The organism is Staphylococcus kloosii, from assembly GCF_032139365.1.
Taxonomy (GTDB): domain Bacteria; phylum Bacillota; class Bacilli; order Staphylococcales; family Staphylococcaceae; genus Staphylococcus; species Staphylococcus kloosii_A.
In genome coordinates, this window is the sequence record NZ_JAVTDB010000053.1 from 21,083 (window position 1) to 38,955 (window position 17,873).

The following is a 17,873-nucleotide window of genomic DNA, read 5'->3' on the forward strand; positions in this document are numbered from 1 at the left end:
TTTAAAGGAGGTGAATCGACGTGGAAAACTTCGATAAAGTAAAAGATATCATCGTTGATCGATTAGGTGTTGATGCGGATAAAGTAACTGCTGATGCATCATTTAAAGACGATTTAGGTGCTGACTCACTTGATATCGCTGAATTAGTAATGGAATTAGAAGATGAATTTGGTACTGAAATTCCTGATGAAGAAGCTGAAAAAATCAACACAGTTGGTGACGCTGTTAACTTCATTAACAGTCTTGAAAAATAATAAATTAAAATCTGGACCGTTTCCTTGCGGTTCAGATTTTTTATTGACTTTAGTTTTTGAAATGAAACAACTTAATAGATAAAGAATTACTATAGGTTTCCCTTTAGTTTTCCCTTGTTTTAACGTAAAATTATATATGTATGACCATGTTTAATAAGTTTAGGAGGAAAGAGATTGAGCAACAACAAAAAGATAGATATAATTAATGACTTCAAAGATAGGTTTGCACAAAAGATGGAACAATTAAACTTAACTTATAACAATGTTGAGTTATACCAACAAGCGTTTTCTCATTCAAGTTTTATTAATGATTTTAATATGAATCGGTTAGACCATAATGAACGATTAGAATTTTTAGGAGATGCGGTATTAGAATTGACGGTTTCACGCTACTTATTTGATAAATATCCAGATTTACCAGAAGGTAACCTGACAAAAATGCGTGCAACAATAGTATGTGAACCCTCACTTGTAATATTTGCCAATAAAATACAATTAAATGAATTAATTTTACTAGGTAAAGGCGAAGAGAAAACAGGTGGACGTACGAGACCTTCATTAGTTTCAGATGCTTTCGAAGCTTTTGTAGGTGCATTATATTTAGATCAAGGATTAGAATCTGTATGGTATTTTGCCCAACATGTCATTTTTCCTTTTGCTGAAGATGATGAACTTGATGGTGTTATCGATTTTAAAACTCAATTTCAAGAATTTGTACACCAACAAAATAAAGGTGATGTAACTTATAGACTCATCAAAGAGGAAGGCCCTGCACATCATCGTTTATTTACTTCAGAAGTAATCTTAGAAAACACAGCTATAGCAGAAGGTAAAGGTAAGACTAAAAAAGAATCTGAACAAAAGGCTGCTGAAAGTGCCTACAAAACGATGGTAACTAAAGTTTAAGGTGTTGAAATAGATATAAATATTTAGCACAAATAGGTGAAGACTCTTATGTAGAGTTGGTAATGTATTAAGGAGAATAGCATGGTATATTTAAAATCGATAGATACGTTTGGTTTTAAGTCATTCGCTGAACATACGACCGTACATTTTGACAAAGGTGTAACGGCGATTGTAGGTCCAAACGGTAGTGGAAAAAGTAATATAACTGATGCCATCAAATGGGTATTAGGTGAACAATCTGCCAAATCTTTACGTGGTGCTAAAATGGAAGATATTATATTTTCAGGCGCAGAGCATCGTAAAGCTCAAAATTATGCCGAAGTTAAACTTAAATTGGATAATAAATCTGGCAAACTACAAATTGATGAGCAAGAAGTTGTTGTAACGCGTCGTCTTTATAGAAGTGGCGATAGTGAATATTTTTTAAATAATGATAAAGCGCGTTTAAAGGATATAGTTGATCTATTTTTAGATTCTGGTTTAGGTAAAGAAGCCTTCAGTATTATTTCTCAAGGTAGAGTGGATGAAATTCTGAATGCGAAACCCATTGATAGAAGACAAATACTAGAAGAATCTGCAGGCGTATTAAAATATAAAAAACGTAAAACTGCATCGGTACAAAAGTTAGACCAAACTGAAGACAATCTAACTAGAGTTGAGGATATATTATACGATTTAGAAGGACGCGTAGAACCACTGAGAGAAGAAGCGGCAATTGCAAAAGAATATAAGCATTTGTCTAAAGAAATGGAAAAAAGCGATGTACTTGTAACTGTGCACGATATCGAGCAATACAATGACAACATTAATAAATTAGACAACAATTTAAATAATCTTAAAAGCCAACAAGAAACAAAAGAAGCGCAAAAAGTGCAACATTCAAATGCGATTGCTAAGTATAAAGCTGAACGTCATCAATTAGATGACACAATTGAATCATTAAACTATAAATTAGTAAAAGCAACTGAAGAAGTTGAAAAATTTACGGGTCAACTTAACGTTTTAGAAGAGCGTAAAAAAAATCAATCCGAAACAAATGCGCGTTTTGAAGAAGAACAAGCAAATGTAGCTGAACAAATCGAACAGTTACAACAAGAACTTGTAAAAGCACAAGAGCAACGTACATCATTAAGTAAGCAACAACAACAATTAACTAAAGAAATCGAACAAATTGAATCACAACTTTACGTTTCTGATGAGCAACATGACGAAAAATTAGAAGCAATAAGAGACGAATATTATACATTGATATCAGAACAATCTGATGTAAATAACGATATTCGCTTTTTAGAACATACAATTCAAGAAAATGAAAGCAAGCAATCTAGATTAGACTCACGATTACTTGAAGCTTATAATCAACTAAAAGAACTGCAAAGTGAAATTAACGATAAGCAACAACAGTATGACCAAAAGCAACGTGAATTAAATAAGCTAGATAACGAATTGAAATCTTGTGAAAAGCAATTAACTGCAACGAAACAACAACAAACTGAATATGAAGATAAATTACATCAAGCTTATAGATATAATGAGAAGTTAAAATCTCGAATTGATAGCATTGCAACACAACAAGAAGACTATAGTTATTTCTTCAATGGTGTAAAGCATATTTTGAAAGCTAAAGAACAAAAACTATCAGGTATTCATGGTGCAGTGGCTGAAATTATTCAAGTACCTTCAAATTTAACAAAAGCGATTGAAACTGCATTAGGTGCTTCATTACAACACATCATCGTAGATAATGAAAAAGATGGACGCGCGGCGATACAATATTTAAAGCAAAATGGTTTAGGACGGGCAACGTTTTTACCGTTAAATGTTGTACAATCACGACAATTAGCTATGGATATTCGTCAGTCTGCACAACAATCTGAAGGTTTTGTAACGATTGCAGCTGAAGGCGTGGAAACAAATGATAAATATCAAAAGGTCATTCAGAACTTATTAGGTAACACAATAATAGTTGATGATTTAAAACATGCTAATGAATTAGCAAGAGCCATTCGTTACCGTACAAGAATTGTTACTTTAGATGGAGATATAGTTAACCCTGGCGGATCTATGACAGGTGGTGGCGACAGAAAAACGAAAAGTATTTTAGCTCAAAAAGATGAACTTAATTCTATGCGTAAACAACTGGAAGACTATCAAAGACAGACAGTTAATTTTGAACAAGAGTATAAATCGTTAAAAGAAAAATCAGATGGCTTAAGCGAATCTTATTTTGATTTGAGTCAGCAGTATAATAAGGTGAAACAAGACGTTCACGAACATGAGCTTGCGTTAGATAAATTACGAAAAAGTGAAAGTCATCTCAAAAATGAACACGAAGAATTCGAATTTGAAAAAAATGATGGTTACCAAAGTGAGACGAGTCGCCAAACTTTAGCAGATAAAAAGCAAAAGCTAGAGGAAATTCACTCCTCACTACAACAATTAGAGAAAGATATTGATGTTTATACTAAATTATCAAAAGAGGGTAAAGAAAATACTACGCAAACGCAACAACAATTACATCAAAAACAATCTGATTTAGCCGTAGTTAAAGAAAGATTGAAGAGTCAACGTCAAGAAGAAGAACGCTTAAGTAAACAATTAACCTCAGCAAAAGAGCAGCAGCAGAAGATTGAAGAACAAATTAATTTCTTTAATTCTGAAGATATGACAGGTCAAAAGGCGTTTGATAACGTGCAACGAAATATCGATGACAGTAAGGCGGAGAAAGAAACGTTAACTGCTAAACTGGCAGAAATAAAAGAACAAAGAAGTCAGTTAAATGATACGGTAGAAGAAACTGATGCTTTATTACAAGAAGCACATAGAGATATCTTATCTATCGAAAATAGCTATCAAGATATTAAATCAGAACAATCTAGACTTGATGTATTAATTAATCATGCAATCGATCATTTAAGTGAGACGTATCATTTAACTTTTGAACGTGCGAAAGATTTATATGAATTAGATGAAGACATAGATACGTTACGTAAAAAAGTTAAATTAACAAAAATGTCTATTGAAGAACTGGGCCCAGTTAATTTAAATGCTATTGAACAATTTGAAGAAATCAACGAACGTTATACTTTTTTAAATGAACAGCGTACAGACTTAAGAGAGGCTAAGGTTACATTAGAACAAATTATTGCTGAAATGGACCAAGAAGTGAAAGATCGCTTTAAAGAAACTTTCCATGCTGTACAAGGCCACTTTACCGAAGTATTTAAAACTTTATTTGGTGGCGGGCAGGCAGAGCTACGCTTAACTGATGATGATTATTTATCTGCAGGGGTTGATATTATAGTGCAACCACCAGGTAAAAAGCTACAGCACTTGTCATTATTAAGTGGTGGAGAAAGAGCGTTAAGTGCTATTGCATTGTTATTTGCCATATTAAAAGTGCGTTCTGCACCATTTGTAATACTCGACGAAGTAGAAGCGGCGCTCGATGAAGCAAACGTTATTAGATATGCAAATTATTTAAATAATTTATCTGATCAAACGCAGTTTATAGTTATCACGCATAGAAAAGGGACAATGGAATATTCCGATAGACTATATGGTGTTACAATGCAAGAATCAGGAGTTTCTAAACTTGTGAGTGTGAACTTAAATACGATTGATGAAGTAATGAAGGAGGAACAAGCATGAGTTTTTTCAAACGCTTAAAAAATAAATTCTCAGGGGCAGACCAACAAGAAGACCAAAATCAACTCGACACTTCATTGACAGATGACAGTGAAGTTGAGTCGACAGAGGAAAAACCTAAAAAGAAACCTAAAAAGTTAAAAGAAGCAGATTTTGACGAAGATGGTATGATATCTATTGAAGACTTTGAAGAAATAGAAGCACAACAACTAGGTGCGAAATTCAAAGCCGGTTTAGAAAAATCTCGTCAAAACTTCCAAGAACAGTTAAACAATTTAATTGCTAAATATCGTAAAGTGGATGAAGATTTCTTCGAAGCATTGGAAGAAATGTTAATTACAGCCGATGTAGGCTTTAATACTGTAATGCAATTAGTAGATGAATTACGTGATGAAGCACGTCGTAGAAATATTCAAGAAACGGCAGATTTACGTGAAGTTATCGTCGAAAAAATAGTAGAAATCTATCACCAAGATAGTGAACACTCTGAAGTGATGAATCTAGAAGACGATCGATTAAACGTCATTTTAATGGTTGGTGTTAATGGTGTCGGTAAAACGACAACGATTGGTAAATTAGCACACCGTTATCAAGCTGAAGGTAAAAAAGTGATGTTAGCAGCAGGTGATACATTCAGAGCCGGTGCTATCGAACAACTTAAAGTTTGGGGCGAACGTGTCGGTGTTGAAGTCGTCAGCCAAGCTGAAGGTTCTGACCCAGCAGCAGTAATGTATGACGCTATCAATGCTGCTAAAAATAAAGGTGTAGATATTTTAATTTGTGATACCGCCGGAAGATTACAAAATAAATCTAATTTAATGAATGAATTAGAAAAAGTAAAACGTGTAATCGGACGTTCTATACCTGATGCACCACACGAAGTATTATTATGTTTAGACGCAACAACGGGGCAAAATGCTTTATCACAAGCTAGCTCATTTAAAGACGTAACAAATGTTACAGGTATCGTTTTAACTAAATTAGATGGTACAGCAAAAGGTGGTATCGTCTTAGCGATACGTAATGAATTGCATATTCCGGTTAAATACGTTGGACTAGGCGAGAAGCTAGATGATTTACAGCCATTCAACCCAGAAAGTTATGTTTATGGTTTATTTGCCGATATGATTGAAGAAAATGTGGATGAACTTCCTGAAGATACAGATGAAAGTTCAACAATGGATGAAGAGGGCTCAACAGATGGCTCAAAATGATCTCGTTAAGACGTTACGTATGAATTATTTATTTGATTTTTATCAAGCGCTATTAACAGAAAAGCAACGTAACTATTTACAATTATTTTACTTAGAAGATTATTCGTTAAGTGAGATTGCTGATACTTTTGAAGTGAGTCGACAAGCAGTTTATGATAATATAAGAAGAACTGGCGACTTAGTAGAAGATTATGAAACTAAGCTAGGACTTTATAAAAACTTTGAGCAAAGACAAGCATTGTATGAAGAAATAAAACAACATATAAATGATTCTGAAAAAGTGTTAGAAGCAATTAAAACACTAGAACAAATAGATTAAAAAGGAGGTAATCGATATGGCGTTTGAAGGATTGTCCGAACGTTTACAAGGGACGATGCAAAAAATACGTGGCAAAGGTAAAGTAACTGAGGCTGACATCAAAACGATGATGCGTGAAGTAAGATTAGCTTTATTAGAAGCCGACGTTAACTTTAAAGTTGTAAAAGACTTTGTCAAAACAGTGTCAGATCGAGCATTAGGTTCAGATGTTATGAAATCATTAACACCTGGACAACAAGTCATTAAAATTGTACAAGATGAATTAACTCAGCTTATGGGTGGAGAGAATAGTACGATTACAATGGCGAATAAACCACCGACAGTTGTGATGATGGTTGGTTTACAAGGTGCCGGTAAAACGACAACTGCGGGTAAATTAGCATTATTAATGCGTAAGAAATATAACAAAAAACCGATGTTAGTTGCTGCCGATATTTATCGTCCAGCAGCAATCGATCAACTTCAAACTGTAGGTAAACAAATTGATGTGCCCGTATACAGTGAAGGTGACCAAGTAAAACCACAACAAATCGTTGATAATGCGATAAAGCATGCAAAAGAAGAACATTTAGACTTTGTCATTATTGATACGGCAGGTAGACTGCATGTTGATGAAGCACTTATGAATGAGTTGCAAGACGTTAAAGAGATTACAAAACCTAACGAAATCATGCTTGTTGTCGACGCGATGACAGGTCAAGATGCCGTTAATGTTGCGCAATCATTTGATGAGCAACTTGAATTGTCAGGTGTTACTTTAACTAAATTAGACGGTGATACACGTGGTGGTGCTGCTTTATCTATCCGCTCTGTGACACAAAAACCAATTAAATACGTAGGTATGAGTGAGAAGTTAGACGGACTAGAACCATTCCATCCAGAACGTATGGCTTCAAGGATTCTAGGCATGGGTGACGTCTTAAGTTTAATTGAAAAAGCACAACAAGACGTAGACCAAGATAAAGCTAAAGATTTAGAACAAAAAATGCGTTCATCTTCATTTACGTTAGATGACTTTTTAGAACAATTAGATCAAGTTAAAAACCTAGGGCCTTTAGACGATATTATGAAAATGATACCGGGTATGAATAAGATGAAAGGCCTAGATAACTTAAATATGAGCGAAAAACAAATCGATCATATTAAAGCGATTATTCAATCGATGACTCCGAGCGAAAGAAATGATCCAAACACGCTAAACGTTTCACGTAAAAAACGTATTGCAAGCGGATCTGGACGTAGTCTGCAAGAAGTTAACCGTTTGATGAAACAATTCAACGAAATGAAAAAAATGATGAAACAATTTTCTGGTGGCGGCAAAGGTAAAAAAGGCAAACGCCAACAAATGGAAAATATGTTAAAAGGCATGAACTTACCATTTTAATTTGATTAATATCAGAGTTAATACAAATAATATTAAAAGGCAATTTCTATTTTTAAATTAATAGAAATTGCCTTTATTAAAAACTTCACTAAGTAACTAAAAGGGTATAAAATCAATATTTTTAGAGAAATGACAATATAATTAATTTTCCGTAGTTGATAAGATCTGTTGTTTTTATATATGGTAAAGAGAAAACTCTTTACAAAGTAATTGGAAACTGTTATATTATTGCTTGTGGAAAAATAAAACATTAAAGATTTAAAGGAGAGAAATAATTATGGCAGTTAAATTACGTTTAACACGTTTAGGTTCTAAAAGAAACCCATTTTACCGTATTGTAGCAGCTGATGCTCGCGCGCCACGTGATGGTCGTAACATCGAACAAGTTGGTACATACAACCCTAACAATGTAAATGCACCAGAAGTTAAAATCGACGAAGAGCTAGCGCTTAAATGGTTAAAAAATGGTGCGAAACCAACTGATACAGTACGTAACATTTTATCAAGAGAAGGCATCTTGAAAAAATTCGACGAACAAAAATAAGTTGATTTCAACTAGTAATAAATAGGAGTCTGGGACATTATATTGTCTTCAGACTCTATTTTTATATTGGCAGTAGATGAATGAATAGAAAATGTGCTTGGATCAAGTTTTTACTCTAGTCATTTATTCCGGGGAGAATACAAAATCATCTTTTTAAAAAGATTTTTTCTCGCTCCCCTTATTTTATTTATAGTACATATTCAAAGTTTTAACATAATGGTATAATTTACATGATTATTTTATTAAATGTACTTGAATATATAGCGTTTTATTTACGGAGGAAAAAATATGAAAGTTGAAGTTGGCACTATAGTAAATACACATGGAATTAAAGGAGAGGTCAAAGTAAAATCAAATTCTGATTTTACAGAAACCCGTTTTCAACCAGGAGAAGTACTGACAATTGAACGCAACGGTGACAATATAGCATTAACTATTGCCTCGTATCGAGTTCATAAAGGTTTTCATATGTTGAAATTTGAAGGCATTAATAATATTAATGACATTGAATATTTAAAAAATGAAGTGTTACTTCAAGAACGTGAACATGAAGACATTGAATTAGTCGAAAATGAGTATTATTATTCCGATATTATAGGTTGTACAGTGTTCGATGAACAAGAAACACCTATAGGTCGAGTGATAGAAATATTTGAAACAGGCGCAAATGATGTCTGGGTGGTTAAAGGTGATAAAGAATATTTAATACCTTACATTGCTGACGTTGTTAAATCCGTAGATGTTGAAGGTAGAAAAATCGTAATCACTCCAATGGAAGGACTGTTAGATTAATGCGCATAGATTACTTAACATTATTTCCAGAAATGTTTGATGGTGTGTTAAATCATTCGATTTTAAAAAGAGCACAGGATAAAAATGTACTGTCAGTTAATACGATTAATTTTAGAGACTTCGCACAAAACAAACATCAACAAGTTGATGATTATCCATTTGGAGGCGGGCAAGGTATGGTGTTAAAACCAGAACCTGTCTTTAATGCAATGGAATCGATCGAACATAATGAAAATACACGCGTGATATTAATGTGTCCGCAAGGGAGACCATTTAGTCAGCAAATTGCACAAGAGTTAAGTGAGTCAGAACATCTCGTCTTTATTTGTGGACATTATGAGGGCTATGATGAACGTATTAGGGAACATCTCGTTACCGATGAGATATCTATGGGTGATTACGTATTAACTGGCGGTGAACTGCCTGCTATGACCATGACAGACGCAATCGTCAGACTTATACCAGGTGTGCTAGGGAATCAACAATCACATGCGGATGATTCATTCCAAGATGGATTATTAGAATTCCCACAGTATACAAGACCAAGAGAGTTTAAAAACTATAAAGTGCCAGACGTTCTATTATCTGGAAACCATGCCAATATTGAACGTTGGAGACATGAACAAAAGATTATTAGAACGTATGATAAACGTCCTGACTTATTAGAACATTATGAGCTTACACAAGCAGATAAAAAAATTATAGAAAAGCATAACAAGCAGTCATCTAAGTAATAACAAATATTTAGGGTGAAACGACAATGGTAATAGACTGCAATATAGTACCATACGACGATAAATATTTTGGTGCAATTAATAAATTGAACAGTGAAGAAGGCTGGCATAATCTTGTTGAACATAAAGCAACGTTTAAAAATGCTTTAAATCAGTCAAATGCATATGTTGCTATTGATAATGAAAATAATGTGCTAGGCTATATTAGAACAATTACAGATCAATTTATTACTTTATTTATATGTGAATTACTTGTTAAAATGACGTATAGAAGTGACGGACTGGGGCGAGCTTTAATAAATAAAGCGCATCGACAATATCCCTCAACTAGAATTGAACTATTGGCTACAAAAAGTTCGGCTGCATATTATGAAAAACATAAATTTAGACTGTTTTATGGCTTTAGAAAATCATCGGATGAATAGTTTTAATTACTATTTTGGTTTTCAAAACTGATTTACATTGTTTCGTCTAGAAATTTAAAAACTGATTGAAAAACGGCGAACAATGTGCTAACATAATTCAAGTGTGCGATACACGAAAAATCACTATGATCCGCTGCTATATATTTGTCTAGGCAAGAACATAGGTTGAAGGAGAGAATAGAAAATGACTAATCACAAATTGATTGAAGCAGTAACTAAATCACAACTACGCACTGATTTACCTTCTTTCCGTGCAGGTGACTCTTTAAGAGTACACGTACGTATTATTGAAGGTACGCGCGAACGTATCCAAGTATTCGAAGGTGTAGTAATTAAACGTCGTGGTGGAGGCATTTCAGAAACTTTCACTGTACGTAAAATTTCTTCAGGTGTTGGTGTGGAAAGAACTTTCCCATTACACACGCCTAAAATCGAAAAAATCGAAGTTAAACGTCGCGGTAAAGTACGTCGTGCTAAATTATACTACTTACGTAATTTACGTGGTAAAGCTGCTAGAATTCCAGAAATTCGCTAATCAGCTTTTCTACAAGCAAAAGAGCCTTAATTTTAAGGCTCTTTTTTTATGTATTTTTATAGGAAATTAATTGTAACGTTCAATCATCGCATGTAACTGTTTTAAATAACTTTCTTTTAACTGTTGTGGATAGATGATTTTTACATTTTCACCTAAAGTTAATAAATAATGAGTCATATAGTTTAATTCATCATCACTATATTTACCTATGATAAATGGCGTATCATTTTCATATTTCAACTCCATATTAGGATAGTGATTTTTCATAAACGTTTCCACACCAGCATAATTTAATTCACATTTAAAAAATATATTTTGATAAGCTTGCTCGTCCATAAATTTTAATTCTTCCAACTTTTCTCTCGACAGTAATACTTCTTGTGCATTATTGATTACCATTTGTTGTATGTAATCACATCTAAATACACCCCATTTTTGTTCGGTAATATTGTAAGCTTCGAAGAACCAAATGCCATTTCTATATAATAATTCATAAGCTTGTACTTCTAGCTCTTTATAAGTAAATTGAGTGTAAGTTATAGTTATCGTATTTTGATTAAGTATTGAACTTAAAATATCTGCTAAGATATCTGATTGGTTAATAGGGTATGCATTGTAATATTGAATCACATTTAACGTGTTTTGAACGTCACTTTTTAAATTATTAGGAATCGTAGAGTATAATTTATCACGAATTTGCTTATATGATTTTTTAAATGGCGTACTTGAAAGTAATTTTAATGCATCTAATGCAAAGAAAATTGCTAAAATTTCATTTTTATTAAAATAAAGGGGTGTTAACAAATTCTGATTAATAATCTTATAGCCACCGTATCTACCGCTTTCAACATATAGGCCGACGCCCATACTTTCAAGTTCTGCTATGTCTCTAAGGGCGGTTCTTTTTGAAATATTAAATTCTTCCATTATATCTTTTAAGTGAAAAGTATGTTTATTACTTAGATAAATGAGTTCTTGGTTTAAGCGCTCAGCTTTATTCATAAATTTTCCTTTCAATGGTGCCGTAAAATGACACCTTTAAGATTTATAGTAATAATATCATATTAAAAGGAGAATATCTTAATGCACACACTAATTATTAACGCACATCCTGATTTTAAAAATAACAATACTTTTTCGGCTAAATTAAAAGATCTATTTATGGAAAAATTCACAACGGCATTTCCTAATGAAGCGCCTGAAGTTTTAAATTTATATGATATGGATCTTCCCAGAATTGAAGAAACACAATTATTAAAAATATGGGGTAAGCAAATTGCTAATCAACCTTTAACGGAAGAAGAACAAATAATAGCCGATACTTCGGCAAATTTACTTACTCAATTTAAAAGATGCCAGCGCATTGTAATTGTTTCTCCGCTTCATAACTTTAATATCACTTCAAGAATGAAAGATTATATGGATAATATTATGTTAGCAAGAGAAACATTTAAATATACTGAAGAGGGTTCTGTAGGTTTAATGACTGATAATTATAAAGCTTTATTACTACAAGCAAGTGGTACAGTATATACAAACAATGATCGTTATACACCACTTGAATCCTCTTATTATTATTTAAAAGAAATGTTCGAAGAAATAATGGGCTTCGATGCATTTTTTATAGCTCGGGCTGAAGGGACTTCCATAATGAGTGAAGATGCAGTTATAAACAAAGCCAAAACAAATTTAGACGAAGTCTTTAATAAATTTTACGAAGCATAAAGTTTAAAATAATAAATAAAAGCACTGTTGCTATCTTTATAGCAACAGTGCTTTTAATTAATGTCTTTTCACCGATCTTACAAATAAAAAGCTAGCTACTATACCAATAATGCTAATACATATTAAAGGCCATAGCAGTGGGGGTTGATAAGTCAGTTTAATTTGCTGTTCGCCATGTTTGGCATGTATCACAGTCATTATACCATTGCCTTTCGTAACAGGAATAGATTTCCCATCTGCACTCGCCTTCATACCATCTCTGAAAGGAATTGGAAGTACAATATAACCTTTACGGTGCTGATTGTTAGTCAATGTATAGCCATTTCTTTGTTGTGAGACTTTAATTTTAGTAAGTGATTTTGCGCTTGTTCGTAATGTTTTATAATCTTCACCATAAATGCCGTGTATTTTATAGTTATATTTACCTTTAGGTAGTTTAAGGTTTAGGTTATTATTAGCTTTTACTCTCATTGTGGTTGGTTTTACTACGCGTCGATATTTATATGTGAGTGCTTTGCGTTGTTGAGAATATTCATTTACAGAAATCTTATGTCGTTTATCAGGCGCTCGTAATACTAAGTCCATTGAAATATACATGTCTTTATATTTGTGAGCTAGATGTCCAGGTAGCTTATATTGAATGCCACCATTATTTTTAGTAACTATCAATGTATCATTGCTCGTTTTATGTGCATTAATATAAGATGCATGTGCCGAAGATAATAGATTTTTATTCGGCTTAAAGTTAGTGTTCGCGTTGTGATTATTCGTTAAAGTTACGCCTTGTAGCATTGCTTGTTCTCTGTCTAAAGGTGACTTTAAGTCTTGCGTGTTATAGACCTTATTTGTAATATGCGCACTCGGATAATCAATCGTATTTTTACTATGCAAGAATTGAGTATGTTTCGTCGGCCTAATCATCTTGTTATGTTTAAAGCCGTAAGGTAAGTTTGGATCAGTCGTTTTTTTAATGCGATCTTGAACATTCCATAAAGCCATTAAATTGGCGCGATTGGATAATAAGCGATATGTGCTATTAGTATCTGTCGGCATATTAATTTGCATTGTTTTATCGTAGTAATCCAATATATTTCCATCGAAAATACTTGAATATAATAAAATGCCATTAAAGTGATAGATGAGCGGCGTATTCAGTGAAAAAGTCGTCATAAAATCAATTCGATTGAATGGATCTTGTCGATGTGACTCATTTATTTTATGAATTGATTTAGCTAGTGTAGCATTATGATATTTTGGACTTTTTAATGTTGAAAATGTTGTTTCATATTTCCTTAAATTATTATAACGATGATCGTTTACTAAAATCGCTTGTTGAGCCATAAATAACACAATGACTATAGTAAGTGGCCAACGCTTATTTAATAAATTTTTACGAGCAATAATTAACCCTAGTGAAAACATAATTAATAGACATACGTACATCCAAGTTAACTTTTCGTGGTGAATTAACATATGAGCAATCATGATTATTATTATGACAGGCGTACATGTCAAAAGATAAGCACGTAAAGTTATCTTTCTAAGATAATGGATAAATAAACCAATCAAAGCGCCAGTAGTTAATGCGAAAACGTATATCCAACGTCTCTCTGGCGTAGCGAAGCCATTAAATAAACTATCAAAATAAGGTGTCAAAGAACCAATTAGCATGATCCAAGTGAATATGGCAAATAATCGATAGTAGTAATATCGATACAATTGAAATGATAATAATGCTACTAATGCAAAGATTGTAACTGTTATATAAAAGCCATTAGAGAAAAAATGTGTTTGGCGTTCAAAATCAGTGAATGCTGGAATGTGAAAATCAGGATTTTGTTTGCGATTATTGGCAAAGAATGATGAAACACCTGTATAAAATCCCCAACTGGCTGACATTAAACTTAATAGAGCAGCAATTATCAATGTCACTATTTTTTGTTTTCTCGTTACAATATCTTTTTGATGTTTCCAAATTACTCTATAAATAAAATAACTAAATAACACTAAGGCTTCGAAATAGCTAAAATAAAAATTAGCAAACAAAGTTAATGCGACTGCAAAAATAAATAAGCCTAACTTTTTTTCTTTGAAATAACGTTCCATAGCGTATAACGATAAAGGTAAAAATATTAATAAGTCACCATAAAATGACCATGTGAAATTAAAATAAATGACTATTGTTGAGCCACTGTACAATAATGCTGCAATAAAAGTAGCAGTTTTTTTAAACTGTAAATAATTAAAATAGTAAAAAGCTAATATAAATGTAACTACAGTTTTAGCAAAAGCCACGACAAGTTGATTTCCTGGCCAAAACATAATGCTATTAGGATGTAGGTGAAATATTTGGCTACATATCCAAATACAAATAAAGTTAATATAAGTTGTAGGTGACGTAGTGTAATAATAAGCAAGATCTTTTACATAATCGCCGCCTAGACCAAAGGAATGGTCATAAAAGCTATCAAAATGAATGAAATGATGATAGAGATACATTTGAAATGGCATCATCTGTCTGACACCATCACCGAACCCACTGAAAATAATGCCATCTTTAAAGTATCTGACAATATAGGGTGTGAAAATAAGCATCGCCACAATTATCCCCATCAATAAAATACAGATAAATCGTGTTAACTTATTAGACCAAAGACGGTTTAACATGTACAATTCCTCATTTTAAAGGCTCCTTTTTATTTAAATATTAAGAACGGTTGCTATTATAAAATTTCCAAAAACAATAACTAAAAATCATAAATATGAATGACAGGATACACATCGTATACCAATAAGGCGGACGATATTTAATAATAATACTTTTATCATTTTTATGCACTGGCACACCCGTCATCATATAGTTTACCTTTTTAGGCGTAACTGATTTATTATCTACATAGGCACGCATTCCTTGGCGATAAGGTATATTAATACTTGCTATGCCGCTTTTATGTTGGTTGAGGTTAACTTTAATACCGTCATTGATGTCTTTATATGTGTTTTTATGCGTGTCACGACTTGCAGCAGCTTTTAAATCTTTATAATCTTCTCCATATAAACTTTTGATTTCTAATTTATAGTTACCACGTGGCATTACATTGACGTGGATATCGCCATTTTTATCTGGTTGTGTTTTATATAATTGTGTATCGACGCCTGTTTTATACGTTGAGTTATTAAACAAACGATTGTTAATATAACCATTTACGTTCACCGTATAGTTACTATCAGGTAATCCTCTTTTTACTTTAAGTGTTAAATAAAAATCTTTATAGCGCTTTGTTATTTTCTTAGGGACATGAATTACATATTCACCTGAATTATCTTTAACTTGAATATGATATTTAGGTAATAATTTCATATGCTTTGTCTTGATTTTACTTTGTGAGATTAAATTTTGAGCAGGATGTTGCCATGTTTTACCTGCATTATTCATAACGACACCTTTAATCATGGCATGCTCACGATCTATCGGATTAGTTAATTTTGATGCGTCATAAATATGATTAGTAATATTAACTGCTGGTAAGACATAGTTATTTTCGTAAATAACATATTGACCATCTTGCTTAATTTTTTTGAAATAACGAGGTACATTATCTTGGTAATCTTTAACCATTAAATGACGCACAGACCATAGACTAGCAATGTTTTGACGGCCATTTGTCGACTGATAACGACTGACTGATTCTTCGCGCATATTGATTTTTAAGTCGTCATAATAAGAGTCTAAAATGTTGTGATTGAATATGCTTGAGTACAGACTAGTACCTTTAAAATGTTGATACATCGGCGTATTATCTTGTTCATTCACACGCCAATCGATACGTTCATCTTCTCGTTTATGGTTGTTCATGTAAGTCACTAAGTTTCTTTGCATTGGTGAGCTGTACATGCTTTCATTAATATAATTTTTATTTGCCCGTTGTTGATGGTCAGGGAAATATATTTGATTATAAATAAATACAATAACTACTAATAAACTTAAGATAAATAGTGTAATGATAAAAATTACTGTCAGTTTTGTTCTAAAATAACTTTCTTTTACGAAAAGTATTAATAGGCCCACTAAACTAACTACAGGGACAAAGTAAACCCAAGCAACAGTATTATGATATGACCAAGCACTATAAAAAATAATGGCTATGGCTGGTATTGCAGTAATGCAATAACCTTTAATAGACATGGTTTTGAAGTATTTAACATACAAGCCTACTAGTATAGCTGCATTAAAAGCTAACAAGAAATGCCAACGCTTTTGTGGTGCAGACATCCCATTAAAAAGTTGATCTACAAATGGAAGGAAACTGGCAATAATCGTAATAATTGTCAAAATAGCAAATAATTTAAAATAAAAATGTTTATATAATTTAAAAGATAATAGTGCTTGTATTGTTATATAGAGAATGACAATTAAATAATTATCGTAAAAAATATTAGTATTTCTATCCAAGTTTTCAAATAAATCAACGTGTCCGTTAAATGGGATTCGTCTGTTACCTAAGTAGCTCTGGATACCGTGGAAAAAGAAAAACATACTGCTACCTAAACCTAAAATCGCAACAATACATAATGTTATATAGTCACGAAAGTGCAATTTAATATCTTGTTGATGTTTGAAAATAAGTCGTATTGCTAAATAAATAATACCCACTAGTAATTGGTAATATGCAAAATAAAAATTATTTATTAGTGATAGCACTATAACTATTAGTAGCAAACCAATTTTTCTCTGTTGAATATATCTTTCAATCGAGAGTAATAGTAGTGGTAATAAAATAAAAATATCACTAAAGAATGGCCAATATACAGTAAATCTAAAATACAATGGTGAAATAACGAATAAAGAAGCTGCTAATAGCGCAATTTGTCGATTTAGCATGATATATTTGGCAAAAGCAAATGTAGCAACTAATGCTAAAAATGATTTGAGTATAGACATAACTAATGCGTTAGCTGTCCAAAAAGCTACGCTATTTGTATCGACATGAATGACATGTTGTAAAATAAACACAGTGATCACATTGAAAATAAATAAAATATTAGTGGAGAAGTAGTAACTTAAATCAGTGAAAAAATCGCCACCTAAACCAAAATCAGATGCATAGAACCATGAACCGTGACTCCAATGATCGTATAAAAACATTTGGATAGGAATCATCTGTTCTAAACCATCATTTGGCCCTGTAAAAAGTATGCCATCATGTATGTATCTATAAATAATATAACTGTGGCCAATCATTGCGATGGCAATAAATACAATCAAATACAGTACTTTTCGTTTCATAATTATTTCTCCCGACAAAGTTTTATATATAAAGGTTGCTTTATAGCAAGATTACAAAATAAGTTGATAAAATTTTATGCGCATTCTTTTACGATGTGACTAAACT

15 protein-coding genes are annotated in these 17,873 nt (G+C 32.5%); 12 read left to right on the plus strand and 3 right to left on the minus strand.

Translation table 11 applies throughout. From position 1 onward, the window contains the following. Positions 1-20: 20 nt before the first annotated feature. The 11 genes from RPL90_RS06830 (at position 21) to rplS (ending at position 10,755) form a co-directional block, all read left to right on the plus strand. Positions 21-254 (plus strand): acyl carrier protein, encoded by a 234-nt coding sequence (locus RPL90_RS06830; RefSeq protein ID WP_002462381.1) that lies wholly within the window; start codon positions 21-23, stop codon positions 252-254. Positions 255-428: 174 nt separating this feature from the next. Beyond that, on the plus strand, positions 429-1,160 hold the full coding sequence (gene rnc / locus RPL90_RS06835) for a ribonuclease III (RefSeq protein ID WP_313547166.1): 732 nt from the start codon (positions 429-431) through the stop codon (positions 1,158-1,160). An 81-nt stretch (positions 1,161-1,241) separates the two neighbouring features. After that, positions 1,242-4,811, plus strand: coding sequence for a chromosome segregation protein SMC (smc, locus tag RPL90_RS06840; protein ID WP_313547168.1), 3,570 nt, complete (start codon positions 1,242-1,244; stop codon positions 4,809-4,811). After that, entirely contained in the window at positions 4,808-6,022 is a 1,215-nt protein-coding gene (gene ftsY, locus RPL90_RS06845; RefSeq protein WP_313547170.1) for a signal recognition particle-docking protein FtsY, read from the plus strand. Before smc ends, ftsY begins: the two co-directional genes overlap by 4 nt. Continuing rightward, entirely contained in the window at positions 6,009-6,341 is a 333-nt protein-coding gene (locus RPL90_RS06850; RefSeq protein WP_313547172.1) for a putative DNA-binding protein, read from the plus strand. The genes ftsY and RPL90_RS06850 overlap by 14 nt, the downstream gene beginning before the upstream one ends. 16 nt (positions 6,342-6,357) lie before the next feature. Continuing rightward, positions 6,358-7,725, plus strand: coding sequence for a signal recognition particle protein (gene ffh, locus RPL90_RS06855; RefSeq protein ID WP_313547174.1), 1,368 nt, complete (start codon positions 6,358-6,360; stop codon positions 7,723-7,725). A gap of 277 nt (positions 7,726-8,002) precedes the next feature. Further along, positions 8,003-8,269 carry a 30S ribosomal protein S16 gene (gene rpsP / locus RPL90_RS06860; protein WP_048794083.1) on the plus strand — a complete coding sequence of 89 codons (267 nt, stop codon included), beginning with the start codon at positions 8,003-8,005 and terminating at the stop codon, positions 8,267-8,269. Between the two features lie 288 nt (positions 8,270-8,557). Continuing rightward, the gene (gene rimM, locus RPL90_RS06865; protein ID WP_313547177.1) at positions 8,558-9,061 is read left to right on the plus strand and encodes a ribosome maturation factor RimM; all 504 of its coding nucleotides are present in this window, start codon (positions 8,558-8,560) and stop codon (positions 9,059-9,061) included. Further along, complete coding sequence (trmD, locus tag RPL90_RS06870; RefSeq protein ID WP_313547179.1) at positions 9,061-9,795, plus strand: tRNA (guanosine(37)-N1)-methyltransferase TrmD; 735 nt, start codon at positions 9,061-9,063, stop codon at positions 9,793-9,795. The genes rimM and trmD overlap by 1 nt, the downstream gene beginning before the upstream one ends. Before the next feature lie 26 nt (positions 9,796-9,821). Next, a complete protein-coding gene (locus tag RPL90_RS06875; RefSeq protein ID WP_313547181.1) occupies positions 9,822-10,220 on the plus strand; it encodes a GNAT family N-acetyltransferase in 399 nt (132 codons plus the stop codon). Positions 10,221-10,404: 184 nt separating this feature from the next. Continuing rightward, positions 10,405-10,755 (plus strand): 50S ribosomal protein L19, encoded by a 351-nt coding sequence (gene rplS, locus RPL90_RS06880; protein WP_048794080.1) that lies wholly within the window; start codon positions 10,405-10,407, stop codon positions 10,753-10,755. Between the two features lie 66 nt (positions 10,756-10,821). Here the strand turns inward: rplS and RPL90_RS06885 are convergent, their stop codons facing one another. Continuing rightward, on the minus strand, positions 10,822-11,757 hold the full coding sequence (locus RPL90_RS06885) for a helix-turn-helix transcriptional regulator (protein WP_313547184.1): 936 nt from the start codon (positions 11,755-11,757) through the stop codon (positions 10,822-10,824). 81 nt (positions 11,758-11,838) lie between these two features. Here RPL90_RS06885 and RPL90_RS06890 point away from each other — a divergent pair, with 81 nt between their 5' ends. Then, entirely contained in the window at positions 11,839-12,480 is a 642-nt protein-coding gene (locus tag RPL90_RS06890; protein WP_313547186.1) for an FMN-dependent NADH-azoreductase, read from the plus strand. Positions 12,481-12,537: 57 nt separating this feature from the next. Here RPL90_RS06890 and RPL90_RS06895 read toward each other — a convergent pair whose 3' ends face one another. Next, a complete protein-coding gene (locus RPL90_RS06895; protein WP_313547188.1) occupies positions 12,538-15,147 on the minus strand; it encodes a YfhO family protein in 2,610 nt (869 codons plus the stop codon). 40 nt (positions 15,148-15,187) lie between these two features. Further along, entirely contained in the window at positions 15,188-17,767 is a 2,580-nt protein-coding gene (locus RPL90_RS06900; RefSeq protein WP_313547190.1) for a YfhO family protein, read from the minus strand. Positions 17,768-17,873: the final 106 nt, after the last annotated feature.